Here is a 21,569-nt window from a genome sequence, read left to right on the forward strand (position 1 = left end):
CGTTGGTCAGGAAAATCACGCGATTGGTCAATAATTAAGGAAGTAAATTTAAATCCTGAGAAAAAAGAAGAAATGCGGGCGGCATAAAATTTAACTTGAGGCGACAACTAACTTGAAAAACTCCGGTAGTAATAACGAATTTCCTCTCTGTCAGCGTCGTTTTTAGCCATACCAGCCATAAGGTCAAGCGACCAGCGATCATTAAGTTGAATATCGCCAGATAATACATACTGGTCAAATATCGAATCGGACACCTGGTATCGGCTTTCGTACCATGAGGTGACATTTTCAAAACTGCCAGCAACAAGGACTTTACCCGACTCATCGACCGTAAACGAAACGGGGCTTTGACCTTGGAAATCACCCGGAGCACCACGATTAACTAGCCACTCCATAGAGTTGTAGTTTCTGCGATCATTTTCTAACTCAGAATGCAATATATCCAATGTGAATAACATGTCGTCATTAGGCTTATATTGCAAAGAACCGGTAACCCCAATACGTTTTTGCTCATTCCCGAAAAATCAGCCCGCGGTAACCGAGGTACCCATAAACAGGATATAGCTTCTTCAGCACCACAGTAATTACTAGGCGTTCCGTTGATGGTCGTCAGCCCAGAAGTGTCACCCCATGTGCCATTACCAATTCGATTTGTTGGCTCCCAGCGCATGCTGCCAAAGCCTTCTTGACGTACACTTCTATCTGATACTGCAACCGAAAAAAGTGTACCAAAGGTATTATCAGCAAATGTATTACTGGCTAAGAAAGCAAACCTAGGGTCAACTTCACTGGTTAAATCATTATAGCCACCTTTAAGTGACAGGGTCGAATTGAAGCCGGGGTTATAAAAAGGGCGTGCAGAGTACATATCGACTGTACCAGCAATACCACCTTCTTCAATCGAGGCTGTTTGCGTTTTTTGAATATCTATACGGTTGAAAAGCTCTGATGCAAATACATGGAAGTCAAAGGCTCGACTATTGTTAACAGTTACGCCGCCAGAATCGAGACCATCACTTCCTGCGGGTACTTCCATACCGTTAAGCGTAGTTCGGGTAAAACCCGGGCTAAAACCTCGTAGAACAATATTGCGACCTTCACCACCTTCGCGCGATATTGCCACTCCAGGAACTCGCTGAATGGCTTCTGCCACATTCAAGTCTGGAAACTTACCAATATCTTCAGCCATAATTGACTCACGAGTATTAGCTGCATCTCGTTTGGCTTCTAAGGCTTTAATTAAAGAACCACGAAAGCCTTTTACTTCAATGACCTCAACATCCTCAGATGCTGCTGGTTGAGATTCTTGAGCGTTACTAAAGAATGAACTTACGGTAAGGGCGGCAAGCACGTTAGTAGCAATTAAGCTTTTTATAAATGTGTGTGTGAGTTTCATTATTGCTCCCTTGGAACAAAGAAAGATTAAATTGCGCACTATTTGATAAAGTAGCGCGTTAAATAAAAAGTAGAGATGCTGTTAATTTGTTTACATAAGTTACCACTAATAAAATTTATTTTAATTAGGTTGCCACCGGTGGTAGTTTGGGTCAAGTGGTTTGTTAATATAATGTATCTTTAGATCTGCGAGCTTTACTTTTGTAAAAAATAACACGCTGATTTTTTTAGGGAATGATATTTAAATAAATTTGCCACCGGTAGCATAGTTTGTTAGAAATAAGTATTGAAGAAGATTTTTTGGATAAATACCAGTCCAATTAGTTGGAATTGCGCTACATGCTAACTTCGCTCACAGAAAATCAGCTATGTTGCAAACTGTGACTGCTATGTAGAAGTTATGGCTACAGGTGTTCAGTCATTGTCCCCATAAGATGAGAGCGATTGTGATATCAATAATAAAAGGGTGGTTACGACAGTGATTACACTAAACAAAAGAACAAGTCCTTTAGTGCTTTTAATTACATTGCTGCTTGTATTATTTGGGACGCGAGCGGTAGTGGCTCAAGAGTACGCCACAAACATGGTAGTCTCCAAAGATGGTACGGGCGATTTTACTTCCATTCAGGCAGCAATCAATGCAAGTAAAACTTACCCTTGGCATCACATAAGTATTTTCGTTAAAAATGGCGTTTATGCAGAAAAGGTAGAAGTTTACTCATGGAATACACGAATAAAACTAATAGGTGAAAGTAAAGAAAATACAATTATTACCTATGGCGACCATTTTAATAAGATAAATTTAGGTCGAAATAGTACCTTTCACACATATACATTAATGGTGCGAGGGAATGACTTTAGCGCCCAAAATTTGACTATTATTAATAGTGCAGGCTCGGTTGGGCAGGCTGTTGCTTTGCATATCGAGGCTGATCGAGTAAGCATAAATAACGTAGCTATCAAAGGCCATCAAGATTCCTTGTACCTAGCTGGCGAAGGGTTTCGCTCGTATTTCAAAGATTGTTATATCGAAGGCACCACAGACTTTATTTTTGGTGAAGGCACAGCAATGTTCGAAGACTGTGAAGTTAAGTCACTCAGTAACTCTTATATTACAGCGGCTTCTACCCCTAAAAATCAGGCATTTGGATTTGTGTTTAATCGTGTAAAGCTAACTGCCAGTGCTGCTGTTGATAAAGTTTATCTTGGCCGTCCTTGGAGACACCACGCTAAAACTGTGTTCATTAACTCTGATTTAGGTCAGCATATTGCTCCTGAAGGTTGGCAAAATTGGGGGGATGTTAGTAAAAAAGAAACCGTTTTTTATGCTGAGTTTAATAACTCAGGGCAGGGGGCCAATAGTAGTAAGCGAGTGGCTTGGGCGCATCAACTGAGTCAAGTCGAAGCGCAAGACTACACCATTAAAAACGTGATGCGTGGCTGGCAGCCAAATATAGTTAGTAAACAATGATCTTACTTACTCGCCACAGGCCTACTTTAAACATGCTATTTTTACTATGTAAGGAAAACTTCACATGCAGTTACATGGTCGGTTAAAAACAGTAAACGGTACTTTTCTGGGCTTATTATTTTTCTTTGGACTTACGTGTCAAAGCTTATCTGCGAATGAACTCGTATCACCACGAGTTGATGCAATTGTTGATAAAAACAATGAACACGCTTTTGCCACCATTGCACAAGCTATTGAGCAAGCACCTAATAATTTATCTCAGCCCTATATCATTAAAATAGCCCCAGGTGACTATTATGAAAAACTCGTTATTAACAAACCTTTTATTACGTTATCAGGTGTAGGGGCTGATACTACTCGATTATATTTTGATGATTATTCAGGCAAAGTAACAGAAAATGGTGGTAATCTAGGAACATCAAATTCAGCCACGTTAACTATTAAATCGCCTAATTTTAGTGTTGAAAACTTGCATATTGAAAATAGCTTTGATTTTCCATATTACGATGCAATGAGTAAAGATGATCCGAAACGCGTATCAGGTTTACAAGCCGTGGCCGTATTGACCGACTATGGTAGTGATAAAGCATTGTTTAATCATGTAAAAATCAGTGGATATCAAGATACTCTTTACACGAAAGCAGGGAGATCTTTATTTCTCAATAATACTATAAGTGGTCATGTTGACTTTATTTTTGGGGGCGGAGCCGCCGTTTTTTATAAGTCGAACATAGTGACCCGCAATAGACCTAACAAACAGTTACCCATAGGTTTTATTACTGCACCAAGTACTAATATTGAGCAAGCATTTGGTCTGGTTTTTATTGATTGTGCACTTAGCGCAGAGGAAGGAGTGCAAGACAATAGTATGGGGTTAGGAAGACCTTGGCATCCAACTACTACTTTCCCTGATGGAAGGTATGCAGATCCTAATGCAATAGGACAAACAGTATTTATAGATACTTGGATGGGAGCGCATATTCAACAACAAGCGTGGCACCCAATGGGGGGGACGGCCAGAACCGGCGGTAAAAAGGTGTTTCGAGCAGAAGATGCTCGCTTTTTTGAGTACAATTCTTCCGGTCCGGGGGCGTTTGTAACAACGAATAGAAGACAGCTAAATGACAGTAAAGCAGCATCTTTTACTTGGGAAAATATCTTGGGTGAATGGTATCAATCTCCACGTATTCAACAAGCAATACAGCTGGTATTTACGCGTGAGGTGGTCAATTCACTCAGTGGTGAAATGGCTGAGTACACCATTGAAAGTGAGTATCGAAAAAACAAGAAACAGTTTCCTTTTATTAGTCCGATCAACAAACCGGAAAATATCGAGCAAACAGCACAGTCCATCAGCGAACATTACAACTTAGCTTACAAAACGGTGGATGGCTCAACGCTGCACCTTGACTTATTTTATCCTAATAAAGCAGAGCAGGCGAAACCGTTGGTCGTAATGATCCATGGCGGCGGATGGAGGACTGGTAACAAGTCTCATCAAACGCCAACGGCACGCTGGTTAGCTGGCCAAGGTTTTGTGGCGGTAAGTGTCGAATATAGAACCTCTAAAACGGCGCTCTATCCAGCTGCAATGGCAGATATCAACGATGCGATTAAGTGGCTAAAACAACATCATAAATTATATATGATAGATACCAAAAAAATCGCGGTGTTAGGGGCGTCTTCTGGTGCTCATATGGCCACGTTATTCGGGGCTATGAGTACCAATCACGATACAAAATCGCCTTACGAAGCAGTGCAAGCAATCGTGAACATTGACGGCGTGGCTGATTTAACCTCAACAGCGGTTAGGATGTTTGAAGATAAACCTGGAAAGATTTCTTATGCAGCGCTTTGGTTAGGTGGGCGTTATGCACAAGAGCCAAAACGTTGGCATGCGGTTTCGCCGGTAGAATATTTAAGTAAACATACTCCAGCAACGTTATTTATTAACTCTTCCCATGACCGTTTTCATGTTGGCAGAGATGCTTTTGTAGCGCAGCTAATTAAAAACAACGTCCATCAACAAGTGTATACCATACCCGATACACCGCACACCTTTTGGTTGTTTCATCCTTGGGTAGACGAAATGCGCAGCGTACTTGCGTCGTTTCTCAATAAGGTTTTGGTAGAGGAAAACCCTAGCTAACGCCTCTATTGAGGCATTTAGTAATAGAGAAGTTTTTGACAGAGTTGTTGAAATATATACTTAAGAGTGAGCCGTTAAAGCAAATACAGTAAGATGTAACTTAAGTGAAGCTTGTTTAATACAGACAATAAAACTGGCAATATTTCATCGGCTAAGGTTGAAAAAACGTAGTATTCTTCATCCAAATAAAAGCCGTGCTTGATTTAACAAGCACGGCTTTTATTTTTTGACCGCTGACTGATATTAGTGAAGAATACGTGCTCTGATCGTGCCTTCTACTGCACTTAGTTCTTTTAGTGCTATTTCAGAGTGGTCGGTATCTACGTCTATTACTACATAACCAATCGCTTCGTCTGTTTGCAAGTATTGCGCGGCGATGTTGATGCCGTGCTGGGCAAACGCTTGGTTAATTTGGGTTAACACACCTGGGCGGTTGTGGTGTACGTGTAATAAACGGCTACGGTTAGCAAGCTCTGGCAGTGATACTTCAGGGAAATTAACAGCAGTAATAGTTGAGCCGTTATCTGAGTATTTTGCTAGTTTACCCGCTACTTCAATACCAATGTTTTCTTGCGCTTCTTGAGTTGAACCACCAATGTGTGGTGTTAAAATTACGTTGTCGAATTCGCGTAGTGGCGATACAAATTCTTCATCGTTTGATTTTGGCTCAACTGGGAATACGTCGATGGCAGCGCCGCTGATTTTTTTATCACGAAGTGCTTCTGCTAGGGCGTCAATATCAACTACAGTGCCGCGTGAGGCGTTGATCAAAATTGAACCTTGCTTCATCACTGAAATTTCCGCGCTACCAATCAGGTTTTTAGTCTGCGGTGTTTCAGGTACGTGTAAGCTAATAACATCAGCGCGTTGCAGTAGCTGCGTTAGGTTATGTACTTGTGTGGCATTACCTAGGGTTAGCTTGTCTTCAATATCGTAAAACTCAACGTTCATACCGATATTTTCAGCCATGATACCTAGCTGCGTACCAATGTGGCCATAACCAATAATACCTAGAGTTTTACCACGGGCTTCAAATGAGCCATTGGCGGTTTTTAACCAGCCGCCACGGTGAGCAATGGCATTACGCTCTGGAATACCACGGAACAATAGTAAAATTTCACCAAGTACTAACTCAGCAACAGAGCGGGTATTAGAAAACGGTGCGTTGAATACTGCAATACCGCGCTTGCGTGCGGCACTTAAATCAACTTGGTTAGTGCCGATACAAAAACAACCAACGGCAACCAGTTTTTCTGCCGCTTCAAGTACAGCTTCAGAAATATGAGTACGAGAACGAAGGCCTACAAAATGCACATCTTTAATGCGCTCAATTAGTTCGTCCTCAGGCAATGAGGTTTTTACATAATCGATATTGCTGTAGCCGTTACGTTTTAGCGTTTCTACAGCGCTTTGATGTACACCTTCAAGCAAAAGAATTTTAATTTTGTCTTTTGCTAACGATACCTTACTCATATCCTCATCCTATTTATCTAATTTGCGGCCCATTTTTGGTACCGATAATCACTTTATCTGCGCCACGGTGGGCAAATAAGCCGTTGGTTACTACGCCAACAATTTGGTTAATTGTCAGCTCTAAATCTTTTGCTTGGCTGATCGACAAGTTATGTACGTCTAAAATAACGTTACCATTATCTGTTACCACGCCATGGCGATAAACTGGATCGCCGCCTAGTTTAAGCAATTCACGAGCAACATAACTGCGTGCCATTGGAATAACTTCTACCGGCAGTGGAAATTCACCCAAGGTGTCCACTATTTTTGTTTCATCAACAATACATACAAATTGTTTTGCTACAGCTGCGACTATTTTTTCGCGGGTTAGTGCTGCGCCACCGCCTTTGATCATTTCGTTCAGCGCATTTATTTCATCTGCGCCATCAACGTACACGTCAAGGGCATCAACATCATTGAGTTCAAATACTTCAAGACCGAGTGCTTTTAGTTTTTCGGTTGAAGCGTCAGAACTTGATACCACACCGCGTATGGTGTCTTTTACTGAGCCTAATGCATCAATAAAATGGTTTACAGTTGAGCCTGTGCCAACACCCACAATGGTGTCTTTTTTTACAAATTCGAGTGCAGCCCAAGCAGCTGCTTTTTTTAATTCATCTTGTGTCATGATTATGTGCTCAATAGGTGAGAGGGATTGCCATTAGTATATAAATAAATTGCTTACCAATGGTAGATTTTCTGTGGTGTGATTATGTAATTTAATGGTACATCCCACGATTCAACCGGTAAACTTGGAACATGTTGGCATTGATGTGCAAGGCCAATCAGTTGTGGTTTATGCCAGTTTTCTTTTTCGTAGCGCGCCAAAGTTTTATCATAAAAGCCACCCCCCATCCCTAACCGGTTACCGTTATCATCAAATGCAACTAATGGCATTAGCAGATAATCAAGCTCAGCAAGTGGGCATATCTGACTACAATTTAACTTAGGCTCCAAGATACCATAGCGATTTGCCCTCATGGGTGAATTTTCTTCATAGCGCTGAAAGTATAAAGTAGTGCCGTTAAATGGGTGAATAACGGGTAGGTAAAGGGTGTGGTTTTTAGTCCAAAGGTCTTTTATTAACAATGAGGTATCTAGCTCTGCGTCATTGCTAAAATAAATGCCAATATGGGCGTTTTTAATAGTTTTTTGCTGTTTTAAGTGTTGAGTAAAATTCACTTTAAGCGATTCTGCGGCAATTTCTTGCTCAAATTTTGACAGTGAATTACGTGCTTTACGGATTTTTTGGCGGATCAGTGCTCTTTTTTCGCTCATATTTATTTTTGCTTTATCTGTTAATTATCCATAAAACTGAATAAATCAGGGAATGCAAACGACAATCCTAGTACTACAAGCAAGACAACAACCATAGCTATAAGTGAATACAGCAGCATGTTACTGCGTTTTTTGATCGGCGTTGTCAGCTCTTCATCTAGCAATAGGTCGTCAGTTTGCCACTCGTCGCCTTCATCAGGATCTGGTTGTTGGGTTGTGGCTGGTAAGCGTTGCTCTAGGTCGTCGAGTTTTTCTTCGATGCGAATTAAACTACTGGTGATGTAATCAAGGGCGTTAAAAATACGCTCATCTCGCTGGTTGGTTGTATCGCTGCTACTTACCGCTGGTGTGTTGTTGGTTATTGGTTGCAGTTTACTTTTGATGCCTACGCTGGCAAGTAGCTTTGCTTGCTTGAGTGCTTTTTCTTTTTCACAAGGCGCAAATAGGGGGTTGTTTTCAAAAAATGCAGCTACTTTACTTTCAGGGGCTTTGAGCTTTACAGCCAGTTGTTTAATCGCATTCGATCGCTCAATATCTTGAGCTAGACCTGCATACATAACACGGAAGTTTTCAGTCATCTGTGTTTTCCAAAAACGTAAAATCAATAGTTTGAGTATATCCGAATTATCGATAAACAAAAGCCCGTAAAAACGGGCTTTTTTAATCCTGTGGTTTTAAGCGCTGTTTAATACTTCGCAGCTTCACCTTCTTTTGGTAGTGACTGTAAAATAAAATCACGTAAATCGTTATTTGATGTTTCTAAATCTGCATGGCGTAAATACATCATGTGGCCACTGCGGTAGCCTTTAAAGCTTAGGCGATCACGCATTTTACTACTTGGATCTAGTTGCCATAAAGTGTATTTAGCATCAAAGTAGTTAGTGGCACCATCATAGTAGCCTGATTGGATCATCACATTGAGGTATGGGTTTTGCGCCATTGCTAAACGCAGATTTTCACCGGTATTATTATTGCTGCGATCCCACGGGTGTACATTACCAAACAGGTTATATTTTACGTCAGTTTTATAGTTAAGCTCTTCACGCAAGTAGTGATTAATGGCTGGTGTAAATGAATGCAACCATGATGTTAGCTCAGCCCAGTAGTCTGGAGATTCGCCAGCGTCACGCTTGTCCATGCCTAAATAGCGCGAATCTAAACGGCCTAACGTTTGACCGCGCTCACGTAGTAGTTCTTTCCAAAAGAAGTTGGTAGGAATATCAAGGTTGTTTTGCGCAACAAACTTTTCAGATACACCGGCATACAGTGCCATTTGTTTAATGATAGCGCGTTTTTCTTGATCATTAATAAAGCCACCTTTAGCAAGTGCAGGAATTAGCTTGTTAACGGTAAAGTCTTCAACTTCTGGCAGTAATTCATCTAAATCTTTAGCTTGCAATGCTGGGCTTAAAGCTTTGTGATACCAAGCCGTTGCAGCAAAGTAAGGTAGACGGTTAGCCGCTTTTATTGGACCGTCGCGTTTAATACCAATGTCTGTTGGTGAAACCAGCACAACACCATTGATATACATCCATTGACTGTTTTGTAATTCATGGGCAAGCCCTGATACGCGGGTTGTGCCGTAGCTCTCACCAATTAAAAATTTAGGTGAGCGCCAGCGCTCAGTGCGATTTACAAAGGTGTTTAACCATTCTGCTAGGTATTTAATGTCGGCATTGACACCAAAAAACATGCTTTTTTGCGCTTCTTTACTTGGTAATTCACCCTTATCGTTTTCAAGAATACGCGAGTAGCCAGTGTTTACTGGGTTAACGTAAACAATATCAGCAACATCAAGCACTGAGTATGGGTTGTCTTTCACACCATACGGTTGAATAGGGTAGCCTTCGTCATCAATTTTTAATACCCGTGGTCCAGTATAGGCTAAGTGCATCCATACAGATGCAGAGCCAGGTCCGCCATTAAACGAAATTAACAATGGGCGTTTAGTGCGATCGTCAACTTTATCGCGTTCATAATAAGTGTATTGCAATGTTGCAACGGCATCGCCTTTGTCATCCCATACCGGTTGTGTGCCTGTGGTTGCGGTATATGAAAAACGCTCGCCATTGATGCGCGCTTTATGTTCGGTGACAACTTTACTATCGACATCGATACGACGTTGATTTTCTGCATAACTGGCTGTGCTTACACTCAAAGTAAGTATGGCCACAGAGACACTAATGATACTGATAAGCTTCATGGTGGATCCTTTAAACAATAGTTAACCTATTAAAGATAATTTTTTTGTAAATAACAAAGGGAATGAGACTAGACGACGATATTAATCGGTGAGCATTAGACATAAATATTATCAGTAACGTAAATACTCTATTTTATGCGTATATATTCAGCAATATATTTTGCTCAAGCTGATAATAAAGTATATTACTGCTTATTATGACTTTTAGTTTTTACTCGTAAAAAGTTTACCCTCGCAATGTCCACCTGAAGTGTAGAGAAGATATATGCAAAGAGTTTTAGTTGTTGAAGATAGTAAAGTGGTCCAGCAGGTTTTGCGGCACTTATCAGCTCATTATCTTGATGTTGCTGTCGATTTTGCTTGGTCACTTGCCGAGACCAAAGAGTTCATTGCAAAACATCAGTATACGCTTGCTTTGGTCGATTTAACCCTGCCTGATGCGATGAATGGCGAAGTTGTTAAATATACTTTAGACCAAATGATCCCTACCGTAGTACTAACATCTACCATTGATGAATATAAACGCCAGCAAATATTAGAGCTTGGGGTAGTCGATTATGTAATAAAAGATAATCGTGATTCTTATCATTATGCGGTTAAATTAGTCGCTCAGCTATTACGTAACCAAGGTTGCAAAGCCTTAATTGCTGATGATTCTCGTTTAAGCCGTTCATTAATGAAACAAATGCTCGAAAAACAGCTATTTGATGTACAAGATGCGCATGATGGTGAGCAAGCTTTAAAAATACTGAAAAATGATCCAGAGATTAAATTATTACTAACTGATTATGCGATGCCGACAATGGATGGTTTTGAGCTTGTTAAAGCGGTGCGAAATTTTCGTGGTCGTGATGATTTAGCGATTATTGGCTTATCAGGTGCGGGTAAGCATGGTTTATCAGCACGGTTTATTAAATTCGGCGCGAATGATTTTTTAACCAAACCCTTTATGAATGAAGAGTTTCATTGTCGTGTATTACAGACTATGGAGCAGCTGTCACTGATCGCAGATATTAAAGAAAGTGCCTTTCGCGATGATTTAACCAACCTTTATAATCGCCGTTATTTTTATCAATTTGCTGAAAAACGGCTAAAAGAAACCTCGCGTAACAATAGTTTAGCATTACTTGATATTGATTTTTTCAAAGCAATCAATGATAAATTTGGCCATGAAGCTGGAGATCAGGCATTAAAGCAAGTGGCGTATTTATTACGTAGTTCGTTTAAAGATTTTACCGTTGCACGCGTGGGGGGGGAAGAGTTTGCCATTGTATTAACTGATGTAGATTTAGATCAAGCTTACCCGTTACTTGAAGCGTTTAGAGTGCGGTTGTCTGAGTATGATTTTGTGATCAATGGTGATGCATTTGCAATTACGGTGAGTATTGGTTTAACAAAATTTCAAAATGTTACGTTAACAAGTGCCATGCGCTTAGCTGATAAAGCTTTGTATCAAGCTAAAGAACAAAGTAGAGACTGTGTCGTCAGACAAAACTAGATTGCTGCACCAGTACAGTTAAGATGTTAAAAAAATGCACCTGTATGGTGCATTTTTTATGCGGTTAATTTGTTTTTATTATGTAATTTGTTGTTTTTAAAACGTTAAAAATAGTGGCACAAAGGTTGGATTGTCTTAGCAAACAGGATAACAATAAGCGTCCGAAGGGGGCCACTATGAAAATGATTAGTGCAATAATAAAGCCATTCAAATTAGATGATGTGCGAGAAGCGCTAGCTGATTTAGGCATTGAGGGGATGACAGTTGTTGACGTCAAAGGTTTTGGTCGTCAACGCGGTCATACAGAGTTGTATCGCGGAGCTGAATATCAGGTTGATTTTATTCCTAAAATTAAACTGGAAATTGCTACTCGTACCGAAAATTGTCAACGGGTCGTTGAGGCCATTACCAAAATTGCAGCAACAGGCAAAATTGGCGACGGCAAAATTTTCGTTTACGACTTAGATCAAATTGTCCGTATCCGTACGGGTGAATTAGATGAAGAAGCAATTTAAGGGGGCTTTATGGAAAACACGATCGTAGAACTCAAGTTTTCGTTAGATACATTTTATTTTTTAATGTCGGGTATTTTAGTGATGTGGATGGCAGCAGGTTTTGCCATGCTAGAAGCGGGCTTAGTGCGTTCAAAAAATACCACTGAAATTTTAACTAAGAACGTGGCGCTCTATGCCATCGCATGTACCATGTTCTTACTTGTTGGCTACAACATTATGTATGTAGACAATGCTGAAGGTGGCTTTATTCCATCTCTAGGTGGGCTTATTGGCACTCAAGCCGCTGATGCTAATCATTCTTTAGAATCTGACTTCTTCTTTCAAGTCGTATTTGTTGCAACCGCTATGTCGATTGTATCGGGTGCGGTTGCTGAACGCATGAAGTTGTGGGCTTTTCTAGCCTTTGCGGTAGTGTTAACTGGTTTTATCTACCCAGTTGAAGGTTACTGGACATGGGGTGGCGGTTTCTTATCTGAAATGGGTTTTGTTGATTTTGCAGGCTCAGCCATTGTTCACGGCACAGGCGCTGCTGCAGCACTTGCCGGTGTATTAATGCTCGGCGCTCGCAAAGGTAAATATGGTAAAAATGGTGAAATTTATCCAATTCCAGGCTCTAATTTACCATTGGCTACATTAGGTACATTTATTTTATGGATGGGTTGGTTTGGCTTTAATGGTGGTTCACAACTACTTATCTCTGATGCTGAAAACGCGACTGCAGTTGGTAAAATATTATTAAATACTAACGCTGCTGCGGCAACCGGTGCCATTGCTTCACTGTTTGTTTGTAAAGTGTTATGGGGTAAAGCAGATTTAACTATGGTACTTAATGGTGCGCTTGCTGGCTTGGTTGTTATCACCGCAGATCCATTATCACCGTCACCTTTACTTGCTTGTTTACTGGGTATTTTAGGTGGTTCATTAGTGGTGTTCAGTATTGTTGCACTAGACAAAGTTAAAATTGATGACCCTGTAGGTGCTATCTCAGTGCACGGTGTGTGCGGTATCTTGGGTATTATCTTAGTGCCAGTATCAAATACTGATGCAACCATAGTTAACCAGTTAATTGGCTTAGTATGTATCTTAGGTTTTGTATTTATTGCTTCACTTATTGTGTGGACAATACTGAAGAAAACCATGGGGATCCGGGTAACAGAAGAAGAAGAACTAAACGGCATGGATCAACACGATTGTGGTATTGATGCTTACCCTGAGTTTGTTTCGGTACGCAGTAACTAAGTAAAAGTAAAAAGTTTTAAAATCATTGTGTGTTCAAAGCAAAGCCCTAATTTAGATTAGGGCTTTTTTTGTATATACGCAGAGGCTAAATTTTTTTAATTAAAGTTTATTAAAACAGCAAAAATCACAATAAGTAACTATGCTTAAAAATTAGTCCAACTACAAATAAGGTTAAGCATGGATAACAAACTATTACTGATTATTTTGTCTATATTTTTACCACCTGTTGCTGTGTTTTTGAAAGCGGGTGTGGGTAAAGATTTGATTATTAATATTGTCTTGTGCTTTATATTTTTTATACCGGCAATGATCCACTCATTGTGGTTGTGTACACGCTAAAATGAAGCCACCGCAACTGAGGTTAAAAAATTTAATGCCCAAAGTTCGGGGCAAGTAGTTTCAGTCAAGGTTAATTTTGCAGGTGTTAGGCTATATGCTAAGCTCGCACCTGTAAATTAAACTCTGGAAATAAATAGCAACGTCAATGGCTGATAAAAAAGACTCCCGCTCCACTAAAACTCCATCAAAACGCCCGGCAAAGAAAGCACCAAGCACAGCGTCTAAGTCGGTGAAAAAAACTTCGACTAAAAATACGTCTGCAGCGAATATAAAAAAACGTGGAATTGGTCGCAAAGTCTGGTCTATTTTTTGGAAACTAAGCTTAGCTGGCATTGTTGCGATGGGCTTATATTTAATTTATCTGGACGCCAAAATTACGCGTCAATTTGAAGGCAATAAATGGCAATTACCAGCACAAGTTTATGCACGAGCAATGGGTTTTTACCCAGGACAATTCTTATCTAGCCAAGAAGTGGTGTGGGAGCTTGATAGGCTAAACTATTCATCGGTCAATCAGTTAAGTCGAACTGGTCAGTATGTAAAAGCGGGCGATAGTATTAAAATCTTCCGTCGTGAATTTGAATTTTATGATGGCTTAGAGCAAGCACAGGTTATTGAGTTACGCTTTGCAGGACAAAAACTCGCGAGTATTAAAGATAAGTTTGGCAGGCGTTTAAACAATGCTCGATTAGAGCCAGTACAAATTGCGCGCATAGGCAATGATTCAAAACAAGATCGAGAGTTTGTGCCGTTGGATAAATTTCCGCCGATGCTTACCGATACTTTGCTAGTGGTTGAAGATCAGAACTTTTATCAGCACCACGGTGTATCCGTGTTTTCGATTATGCGGGCTTTATACAGCAATATTAAAGCAGGGCGTACAGTTCAAGGCGGTAGTACGTTAACCCAGCAGCTGGCAAAAAATATTTATTTAACCCGTGATCGTACGCTGGTCCGTAAATTTAACGAAGCGTTGATCGCGTTAATTTTAGATTATCGCTATTCAAAAGATCAAATTTTAGAAGCTTATCTAAACGAAGTATACCTTGGTCAATCGTATAACCAAGGTGTGCATGGCATGGGCTTAGCTTCTGAGTTTTACTTCTCTAAGCCTGTTGATGAGCTTGAATTCGATCAAATTGCACTACTCGTTGCGATGGTGAAAGGCCCTTCATATTATAATCCACGCCGTTATCCTGAACGCACTATGGAACGTCGTGATTTAGTGCTACGTTTGATGGTTGATAATAAATTAATTGATACCCGCGAATACCGTGCTGCATTAAAGCGGCCAATTGATATTGCACCTATGAAAGACAGCTTGCCTAAATCGTATCCTGGTTATTTAGAGCTGGTGGATCGTGAGCTGAAAAAATTACTACCGGACCAAGAAGTACTCGATGCGGGCGTGCGTGTATTCACTTATTTTGATCTCCAAAAACAAGCGGCAATGGAAGAGGCAATTGAAAAAAGCCTACCTTACCTTGAAAAACGCGCCACGACAGAGCAGCTTGAAGCGGCGATGATCTCAGTGAATGTAGAGAAAGGCGGTATATCTGCTTTAGTTGCGGGACGCGATCCGCGCTTTTTAGGTTTTAACCGCGTACTTGATACTAAGCGCAACATAGGCTCGTTAGTTAAACCGGCTGTGTATTTGACAGCTTTGGGTTTACCGCATTATAACTTAGCTACTTTGTTAGATGACTCGCCAGTACAAGTGACTAATGAGCAAGGCAAAGTATGGCAACCAGAGAATTTTGATCATCAATATCGCGGTATGCTGCCACTATATAAAGCGTTTAGTCAAAGTATCAATATTCCTGCGGTCAACTTGGGACTTGATGTCGGGGTTGATAAAGTCGCGAATACACTTAATAAACTCGGCGCTAAAGAGCAAATATCACATTATCCATCATTACTGCTTGGTGCCGTTGAAATGTCGAGCTTTGAAGTCGCACAGCTTTATACCACGTTGGCGGCTGATGGCGAATACCGTCAATTAACATCTATTTCGGCATTAACCGACTCTGTTGGGCGGGTGCTTTATCAGCACCAAGTTAGTTCTGAACCGCGTTTTGATAAAGCCGCTGTTTATATGACTAAATACGCGATGAAGCGAGTCACTAAAGATGGCACTGCTAAACGTTTAAATGCCCATTTCCCATCAATTCAGCTGGCTGGTAAAACGGGCACCAGTAATGATCTACGTGATAGTTGGTATGCAGGGTTTGATCAAAATACAGTAACCGTTGCTTGGCTTGGTCGTGATGATAATAAAAGTACAGGCTTAACGGGCAGTGTTGGTGCATTAGAAACGTATATTCGTTATCTTAAGCCGCTCAACCCTGAGGCAATAGCAGATACTCGTCCGCCTTCAATTCGCTGGGCTTTTATTAATGAATTAACGGGTAAGCAAGCGCCACCGGGCTGCGGTAAAGTAATTCAACTGCCACTTAGAGCCAGTGAATTTGAGCCAAGGCCAAGCTGTAACTAAGCTGCTCTTGATTACGATATTTAGGTTGTTTTAAATACATAACAAAGCAGGTGTTAAAACTAATTTGATTCTACTAGCACTGCAAAATTGAGTATTGACTAGTTTACGCTTTAAAGATATGTTCCTTAAACCTACACCGTGTAGGAATAAAACTTTTAGGGAAAAAAGATGAAAACGAGTATTTTACTTATCTTAGTAGCGTTAATTGCAGCTTGTGGTAGCACACCAAATAAGGCAGATAGCCAAAGTGCGAAAGAGCAAGAAATAGCAAGTACGAACAGTTACAAGTGTGATATGGAAGCTATCGCAGGTTCAAAGCTTAAAAGAAAACGCTGCACTACTGCAGCGCAACGAAAAAGAGAAAAAGAGCGAGCAGATGAACTTTTAAGAACGTCTGCTGCATCAGCAACGGGAATGAAGCAGCAATAACTTTCGCAGCTATTATCTTGCTATGATTTTAAATAGTTCATTGTTTTGGTGAATGTTTCTGACATTTCTTGGAGCTGTTTGACATTAATTAATATTGATTGCGCTGAGTTTTATGCTTGTTCTGCAAAGAGATTTACTTCTTTTAAATCACTTTTCGCTTCAAGTATAGATCCAGACTGTTACTTTAAAAGCTATGCAATACTTGTCTTTGGTTTGTAATATTTCTCATATGTTACTCTGCACTTTTTAAGATAGTATTTATTTCATGGGGTATGCCATTTTTAAACACTTGATCGCATATTATGAACTTAGGTCAAGCTGTCAGTAAAGTAATTACTGGAGCAGGTGTTTATTTTAGACATAAAAAAAGCCCTTGCGGGCTTTTCTATGTTTAATAGTTTAAAGCTTAGCAAAAGCTCTTTTTGCTGCTGCAATTGTATCGGCAATTTCTTGCTCAGAGTGTTCAGAGCAAACAAAACCAGCTTCAAATGCTGATGGTGCTAAATACACGCCTTCTTCAAGCATCAAGTGAAAGAACTTTTTAAAGCGTTCTAAATCGCACTGAGTTGCTTGTTGGTAAGTGGTTACTTTCTCTTGTTCAGTAAAGAAGAAACCATACATACCACCGGCATAGTTAGTTGTTAGGGCGATGCCTGCAGCTTTTGCTGCGGCTTCAAAACCTTCACAGATTGCTTTACTTTTTGCTTCAAGATCAGCATGTAGTCCTTCAACGCACAGTAACTCAAGCGATTTTAGACCCGCAGCCATAGCAATTGGGTTACCTGATAAAGTGCCTGCTTGGTAAACTGGGCCAACAGGAGCGATGTAATCCATGATCTCAGTTTTACCGCCGAACGCGCCTACTGGCATGCCGCCGCCAATCACTTTACCTAAACAGGTTAAGTCTGGAATGATGTTGTAATAGGCTTGTGCACCACCTAGGGCTACGCGAAAGCCGGTCATTACTTCATCAAAAATAAGCACTGATTTATATTCATCACATACTGCACGCAGGCCTTCTAAAAAGCCCGGTACTGGTGGAATACAGTTCATGTTACCAGCAACTGGCTCTACGATAATACAGGCGATTTCGTCAGCGTATTTGGCAAAAATAGCTTTTACTTCATCAAGGTTATTAAACGAAACAGTTAATGTATGCTTGGCAAAATCTTCAGGGATACCTGGCGAGTTTGGTACGCCCATAGTCAATGCGCCAGAGCCAGCTTTCACTAATAATGAATCAGCATGTCCGTGGTAACAGCCTTCAAACTTTAAAATTTTATCGCGGCCAGTAAAGCCGCGAGCAAGGCGAATTGCACTCATGGTCGCTTCTGTGCCAGAACTTACCATACGAACTTTTTCGATTGATGGTACTAGCTCTTTTACTTTTTCAGCCATTAGAATTTCAGCTTCTGTTGGCGCACCGTAACTTAGGCCATTTTCTACCGCATCAAGCACTGCTTGTTTGATAGCTGGGTGATTATGACCCATGATCATCGGGCCCCATGAGCCAACATAATCAATATAACGGTTGCCGTCAGCATCAAATGTAAATGGGCCTTGGGCTTTGGTAATAAATAGCGGTGTGCCGCCAACGCCATTAAATGCACGTACTGGAGAGTTAACGCCACCGGGAATCGATTGTTGTGCGCGGGCAAATAAATCTTGGCTAATTGTCATAAAAAATCCTATTAGTTGTCACGTTAAAATTAACTATCGCGTTTACGGCTAAACCAAGGCACAGCAACTTCGTATTGCTCTACTTTATCGGCAACATCGAGTGTCAATGCAAACAGCGCCATGCGAATTAACACGCCATTTTGTACTTGGCGGAAAATAGCTAAATTGTCATTAAGGTTTAAATCGTTATCAAGCTCATTGGCTTCTATACGACTATCGCGTGGTAATGGGTGCATTAACACGGAGTTTGGTTTGCAGTGGGTGTTATAAATTGATTGGCTAATTCTAAAACCACCACGGTATTTATTGGCTTCTTCTTGCGATGGGAAGCGTTCTTCTTGGATACGGGTTTGATAGACGATATCGGCGGCTAAGTTACCTTCCATTTTATCGACGATTTCAATTTTATGGCCCGCATTATCGACGGCATCAAGAATATAGCTAGGCATTTGTAAGCCATCAGGTGCCACCATCGAAAATTTTATATCTTTATAATGACATAATAATTTTGATAATGAATGCACGGTACGACCGTATTTTAAATCACCAACAAGGGCGATATGCATACCATCTATTTTTTGATCGAAGCGATGTAGTTCACGCTCAATTGTCAATAAATCAAGTAATGCTTGAGTTGGGTGCTCGTTAGGGCCATCGCCACCATTGATCACCGGCACTGAGCAGCCAGTAGCAAATTCAGCCACTGAGCCTGCATCAGGATGGCGCATAGCGACCGCATCGGCGTAAGCTGAAATAACGCGCGCGGTATCGTATAAAGACTCGCCTTTGGCTAATGCAGAGCTTTGCATCCCCGTTGTTTCACGAACCAAACCACCTAATAAATTAAAGGCTGTACCAAAGCTTACGCGGGTACGGGTACTTGGCTCAAAGAATAAGTTTGCTAAGATTGCGCCTTCTAATACATTGGTGCGTTTTTGCTTTTTAGCATACGGCTCCATTTTTTTGGCTACTGCAAAAATACGTTCAATACAGTCGCGATCGAGCTGATTGACAGAAAGAATATTTTCACCTTGGAAACTTAACATGGGGGCTGTTCCTATCACATTCAAAAGGGGCGCGATTAACCATCTTCGATGGGCACGCAATCGCGCAATATTATACCCAAACCACCTCAAGAAGCGAGTTTCTGCATCTTGAAGTGGTTTGGTTATATAGCAAATTTTACAAGCTGGGTTTAGTTATAGCTAAAAATACGATGACTAATAGCACTAATACCGGTAGTTCGTTAAAAATACGATAAAAGCGGTGGCTGCGAGTATTACGGTCGTGTTTAAAATCCGCCAGTAATTTAAAACAATAGCCATGGTAAATGTATAGCACGATCACTAATACTAATTTGTAGTGCATCCACATGCTGTATTTAAACCAGTCGCGGCCATATTCAACAATTGTCAGCACGCCAAACACCGCCGTTAGTACTGCAAATGGCGTCACAAAATACAGTAACCGTCGCTCCATCACTTTGAGCATGGAGTTACAGGACTTTTCTTCGCTCATAGCGTGATAAACAAAGAGGCGGGGTAAGTAAAATATGCCAGCAAACCAGGCAATCATAAAAAATACATGTAAGGCTTTGTAGATCAGTAGCGCGCTCATAATGTTCTCTTATTGTTAGTTACAGTAAGCTATTACGTATGGTAAGAATGTGGCGGATCTGATCCCAGCGCATTATTCCCATAATTTGTTGATTATCGAGTAAGTTATAAATATACACAGCTCCGCTGCGCTTATCTTTTAATACATCAAACACATCGGCCAAAGTAGCTTGACTGCTGATCCCTTGCAAGCTGATGTAGTTGATCGAAATATTTTGATCTGACATTAAACTTAAATCATATTCTGCAAGGCGATAACCATTTTCAGGATCATAAACAATTAACGGGGTTTGGCTATCAACAGCATTTAAGGTGCTTTCTATTTGTTCTTTATCATCTGAATAGAGTAGTTTGAAGTTTTCATCCATCTCGTCCATTACCCCGACTTTTTGCAGTGCTTCGGTGGCAGGGGAGACATGATAGGCTAAACCTTGAAAGTCGAGCTGCTGTAAAAATATCGACCGATTGCCAAATACTTGTAATGCGGTGACGTATGCCGCTGAGATAACTAACATGGCCGGCACGATTATTTCAGGACTTGAGGTTAACTCCATTACCGTAGTTAAAGCAGCCAGTGGAGCATGTAAGGTGGCTGCTAATAAGCCTGCCATGCCTAAGACGCTATAAGTACCAGAGATATCAACGCCGGGACTAATAAATTGTGCAAAAAAGGCCATTAAAGTGCCCATCAGTACGCCTAAACCAATCACTGGGCCAATGATCCCGCCGGGAATCCCCAAGCCAATTGCAAATAATGTCGCCAGTAATTTAGCAATTAAAATAGTGGTTAATAGTTGCACATCATCAGGGCTTTCTACGGCCAAAGTTATTGCACTCATACCAGAACCCATCGCTTGTGGCACCATATAAGCAATGCCGCCAGCAATCAGACCTGCCAGCAATAAACGTGGAAACATACTCAAAGGTTTGAAGGTACGAATGATCAACATTAGATTTTGGTTAAAAGCATAAGCAACCGCGCCCAAAGCCATACCAAACAGGATTAAAAATGGATAGTGCCAGCCACTTAATGCCGTCACTGTGATCAGTGCTAATTCTGATGCGTCACCAAATACAAACTGCGTCGCCAGTGCACCAGTGACTGCAGCGAGCATTATTGGCACAAATATATGTACTTTGTATTCCCTAAGCACCACTTCCATCACAAAAATAACAGCTGCAAGTGGTGTATTAAATGATGCGGCAATACCAGCTGCAACTCCACAACCGCTGAGTGTCCGCATGGCGTTATGAGGCAAATGTAATTTATCGGCCAGCAAACTTGCACCGGTTGCGCCCATATGTACAGATGGCCCTTCACGGCCAACCGAGAAACCACTGATCAATGCCAGTGCACCACCGACAAATTGATTTACCGTGTTGTATAACGGCATTTGCCCGTAATGGCGTTTAATACGGTGAATAACAAAGGGAATACCTAATCGATAATGTTTAAAACCAGTCAAAGCAGCAAATAGCGCAATTAAAAAGGCAGCAATAATAGGCATTAAAACCCGCTCAAGAGGCGGTAAGGTAGTAAAATCGTCAGGATTTTCAAGGAATAAACCTTGGAAAAATAGAATAGTTAAGCGAAATAGAATGATCAAAAACGCCGCAATGAGTCCAGCACTTACGCCGAGTAAGCACAATTGCACCGATGTTTTTGGCTTTGCCAAGCGACGCCTAAGCGTTTCAAGCCACATGCATATTTCCTCGCCACCTATTTCAGCGGGCAGTTTATCAAAATAGTT

19 protein-coding genes are annotated in these 21,569 nt (G+C 40.9%); 8 read left to right on the forward strand and 11 right to left on the reverse strand.

Annotation, left to right across the window (positions count from 1 at the left end; translation table 11 throughout):
• Nucleotides 1-107 precede the first annotated feature (107 nt).
• The gene (locus H5187_RS24600; RefSeq protein ID WP_259400380.1) at nt 108-458 is read right to left on the reverse strand and encodes a hypothetical protein; all 351 of its coding nucleotides are present in this window, start codon (nt 456-458) and stop codon (nt 108-110) included.
• Nucleotides 422-1,396: a TonB-dependent receptor plug domain-containing protein gene (locus H5187_RS10250; protein ID WP_259400379.1), complete on the reverse strand. Its 975-nt coding sequence runs from the start codon at nt 1,394-1,396 to the stop codon at nt 422-424. The genes H5187_RS24600 and H5187_RS10250 overlap by 37 nt, the downstream gene beginning before the upstream one ends.
• Before the next feature lie 582 nt (nt 1,397-1,978).
• Here H5187_RS10250 and H5187_RS10255 point away from each other — a divergent pair.
• Nucleotides 1,979-2,866, forward strand: coding sequence for a pectinesterase family protein (locus H5187_RS10255; protein ID WP_182785268.1), 888 nt, complete (start codon nt 1,979-1,981; stop codon nt 2,864-2,866).
• Between the two features lie 64 nt (nt 2,867-2,930).
• Nucleotides 2,931-5,015: a pectinesterase family protein gene (locus H5187_RS10260; RefSeq protein ID WP_182794818.1), complete on the forward strand. Its 2,085-nt coding sequence runs from the start codon at nt 2,931-2,933 to the stop codon at nt 5,013-5,015.
• Between the two features lie 243 nt (nt 5,016-5,258).
• Here the strand turns inward: H5187_RS10260 and serA are convergent, their stop codons facing one another.
• From serA to H5187_RS10285, 5 genes are all read right to left on the reverse strand, one after another.
• The gene (gene serA / locus H5187_RS10265; RefSeq protein WP_145241268.1) at nt 5,259-6,488 is read right to left on the reverse strand and encodes a phosphoglycerate dehydrogenase; all 1,230 of its coding nucleotides are present in this window, start codon (nt 6,486-6,488) and stop codon (nt 5,259-5,261) included.
• 13 nt (nt 6,489-6,501) lie between these two features.
• Nucleotides 6,502-7,155, reverse strand: a complete 654-nt coding sequence (gene rpiA, locus H5187_RS10270) for a ribose-5-phosphate isomerase RpiA (protein WP_145241270.1) — start codon at nt 7,153-7,155, stop codon at nt 6,502-6,504.
• A 53-nt stretch (nt 7,156-7,208) separates the two neighbouring features.
• Complete coding sequence (locus H5187_RS10275) at nt 7,209-7,805, reverse strand: 5-formyltetrahydrofolate cyclo-ligase (RefSeq protein ID WP_182719125.1); 597 nt, start codon at nt 7,803-7,805, stop codon at nt 7,209-7,211.
• 20 nt (nt 7,806-7,825) lie between these two features.
• Nucleotides 7,826-8,383, reverse strand: a complete 558-nt coding sequence (locus H5187_RS10280) for a hypothetical protein (protein WP_182797829.1) — start codon at nt 8,381-8,383, stop codon at nt 7,826-7,828.
• A 107-nt stretch (nt 8,384-8,490) separates the two neighbouring features.
• Nucleotides 8,491-10,008 (reverse strand): S10 family peptidase, encoded by a 1,518-nt coding sequence (locus H5187_RS10285; protein ID WP_149982056.1) that lies wholly within the window; start codon nt 10,006-10,008, stop codon nt 8,491-8,493.
• 265 nt (nt 10,009-10,273) lie between these two features.
• Here H5187_RS10285 and H5187_RS10290 point away from each other — a divergent pair, with 265 nt between their 5' ends.
• The 6 genes from H5187_RS10290 (at nt 10,274) to H5187_RS10315 (ending at nt 16,522) form a co-directional block, all read left to right on the forward strand.
• A complete protein-coding gene (locus H5187_RS10290) occupies nt 10,274-11,506 on the forward strand; it encodes a diguanylate cyclase (RefSeq protein ID WP_182797830.1) in 1,233 nt (410 codons plus the stop codon).
• A gap of 176 nt (nt 11,507-11,682) precedes the next feature.
• Nucleotides 11,683-12,021 carry a P-II family nitrogen regulator gene (locus H5187_RS10295; protein WP_182797831.1) on the forward strand — a complete coding sequence of 113 codons (339 nt, stop codon included), beginning with the start codon at nt 11,683-11,685 and terminating at the stop codon, nt 12,019-12,021.
• A gap of 9 nt (nt 12,022-12,030) precedes the next feature.
• Nucleotides 12,031-13,260, forward strand: a complete 1,230-nt coding sequence (locus tag H5187_RS10300) for an ammonium transporter (protein ID WP_182797832.1) — start codon at nt 12,031-12,033, stop codon at nt 13,258-13,260.
• A 177-nt stretch (nt 13,261-13,437) separates the two neighbouring features.
• The gene (locus H5187_RS10305) at nt 13,438-13,599 is read left to right on the forward strand and encodes a YqaE/Pmp3 family membrane protein (protein ID WP_145241282.1); all 162 of its coding nucleotides are present in this window, start codon (nt 13,438-13,440) and stop codon (nt 13,597-13,599) included.
• A gap of 145 nt (nt 13,600-13,744) precedes the next feature.
• Nucleotides 13,745-16,093 (forward strand): penicillin-binding protein 1B, encoded by a 2,349-nt coding sequence (gene mrcB, locus H5187_RS10310; RefSeq protein WP_182719121.1) that lies wholly within the window; start codon nt 13,745-13,747, stop codon nt 16,091-16,093.
• A 168-nt stretch (nt 16,094-16,261) separates the two neighbouring features.
• Complete coding sequence (locus tag H5187_RS10315) at nt 16,262-16,522, forward strand: hypothetical protein (RefSeq protein ID WP_182719120.1); 261 nt, start codon at nt 16,262-16,264, stop codon at nt 16,520-16,522.
• 399 nt (nt 16,523-16,921) lie between these two features.
• On the opposite strand, the gene hemL is transcribed toward H5187_RS10315, so the two are convergent.
• From hemL to H5187_RS10335, 4 genes are all read right to left on the reverse strand, one after another.
• Nucleotides 16,922-18,202: a glutamate-1-semialdehyde 2,1-aminomutase gene (gene hemL, locus H5187_RS10320; RefSeq protein WP_149982051.1), complete on the reverse strand. Its 1,281-nt coding sequence runs from the start codon at nt 18,200-18,202 to the stop codon at nt 16,922-16,924.
• A 29-nt stretch (nt 18,203-18,231) separates the two neighbouring features.
• Nucleotides 18,232-19,248 carry an aspartate carbamoyltransferase gene (locus tag H5187_RS10325; protein ID WP_145241288.1) on the reverse strand — a complete coding sequence of 339 codons (1,017 nt, stop codon included), beginning with the start codon at nt 19,246-19,248 and terminating at the stop codon, nt 18,232-18,234.
• Nucleotides 19,249-19,384: 136 nt separating this feature from the next.
• Entirely contained in the window at nt 19,385-19,819 is a 435-nt protein-coding gene (locus tag H5187_RS10330) for a CopD family protein (RefSeq protein WP_145241290.1), read from the reverse strand.
• Nucleotides 19,820-19,838: 19 nt separating this feature from the next.
• On the reverse strand, nt 19,839-21,521 hold the full coding sequence (locus H5187_RS10335; RefSeq protein WP_145241292.1) for a chloride channel protein: 1,683 nt from the start codon (nt 21,519-21,521) through the stop codon (nt 19,839-19,841).
• Nucleotides 21,522-21,569: the final 48 nt, after the last annotated feature.

It is taken from the genome of Pseudoalteromonas sp. SG44-1 (genome assembly GCF_014164315.1).
GTDB classification, from domain to species: domain Bacteria; phylum Pseudomonadota; class Gammaproteobacteria; order Enterobacterales; family Alteromonadaceae; genus Pseudoalteromonas; species Pseudoalteromonas rhizosphaerae.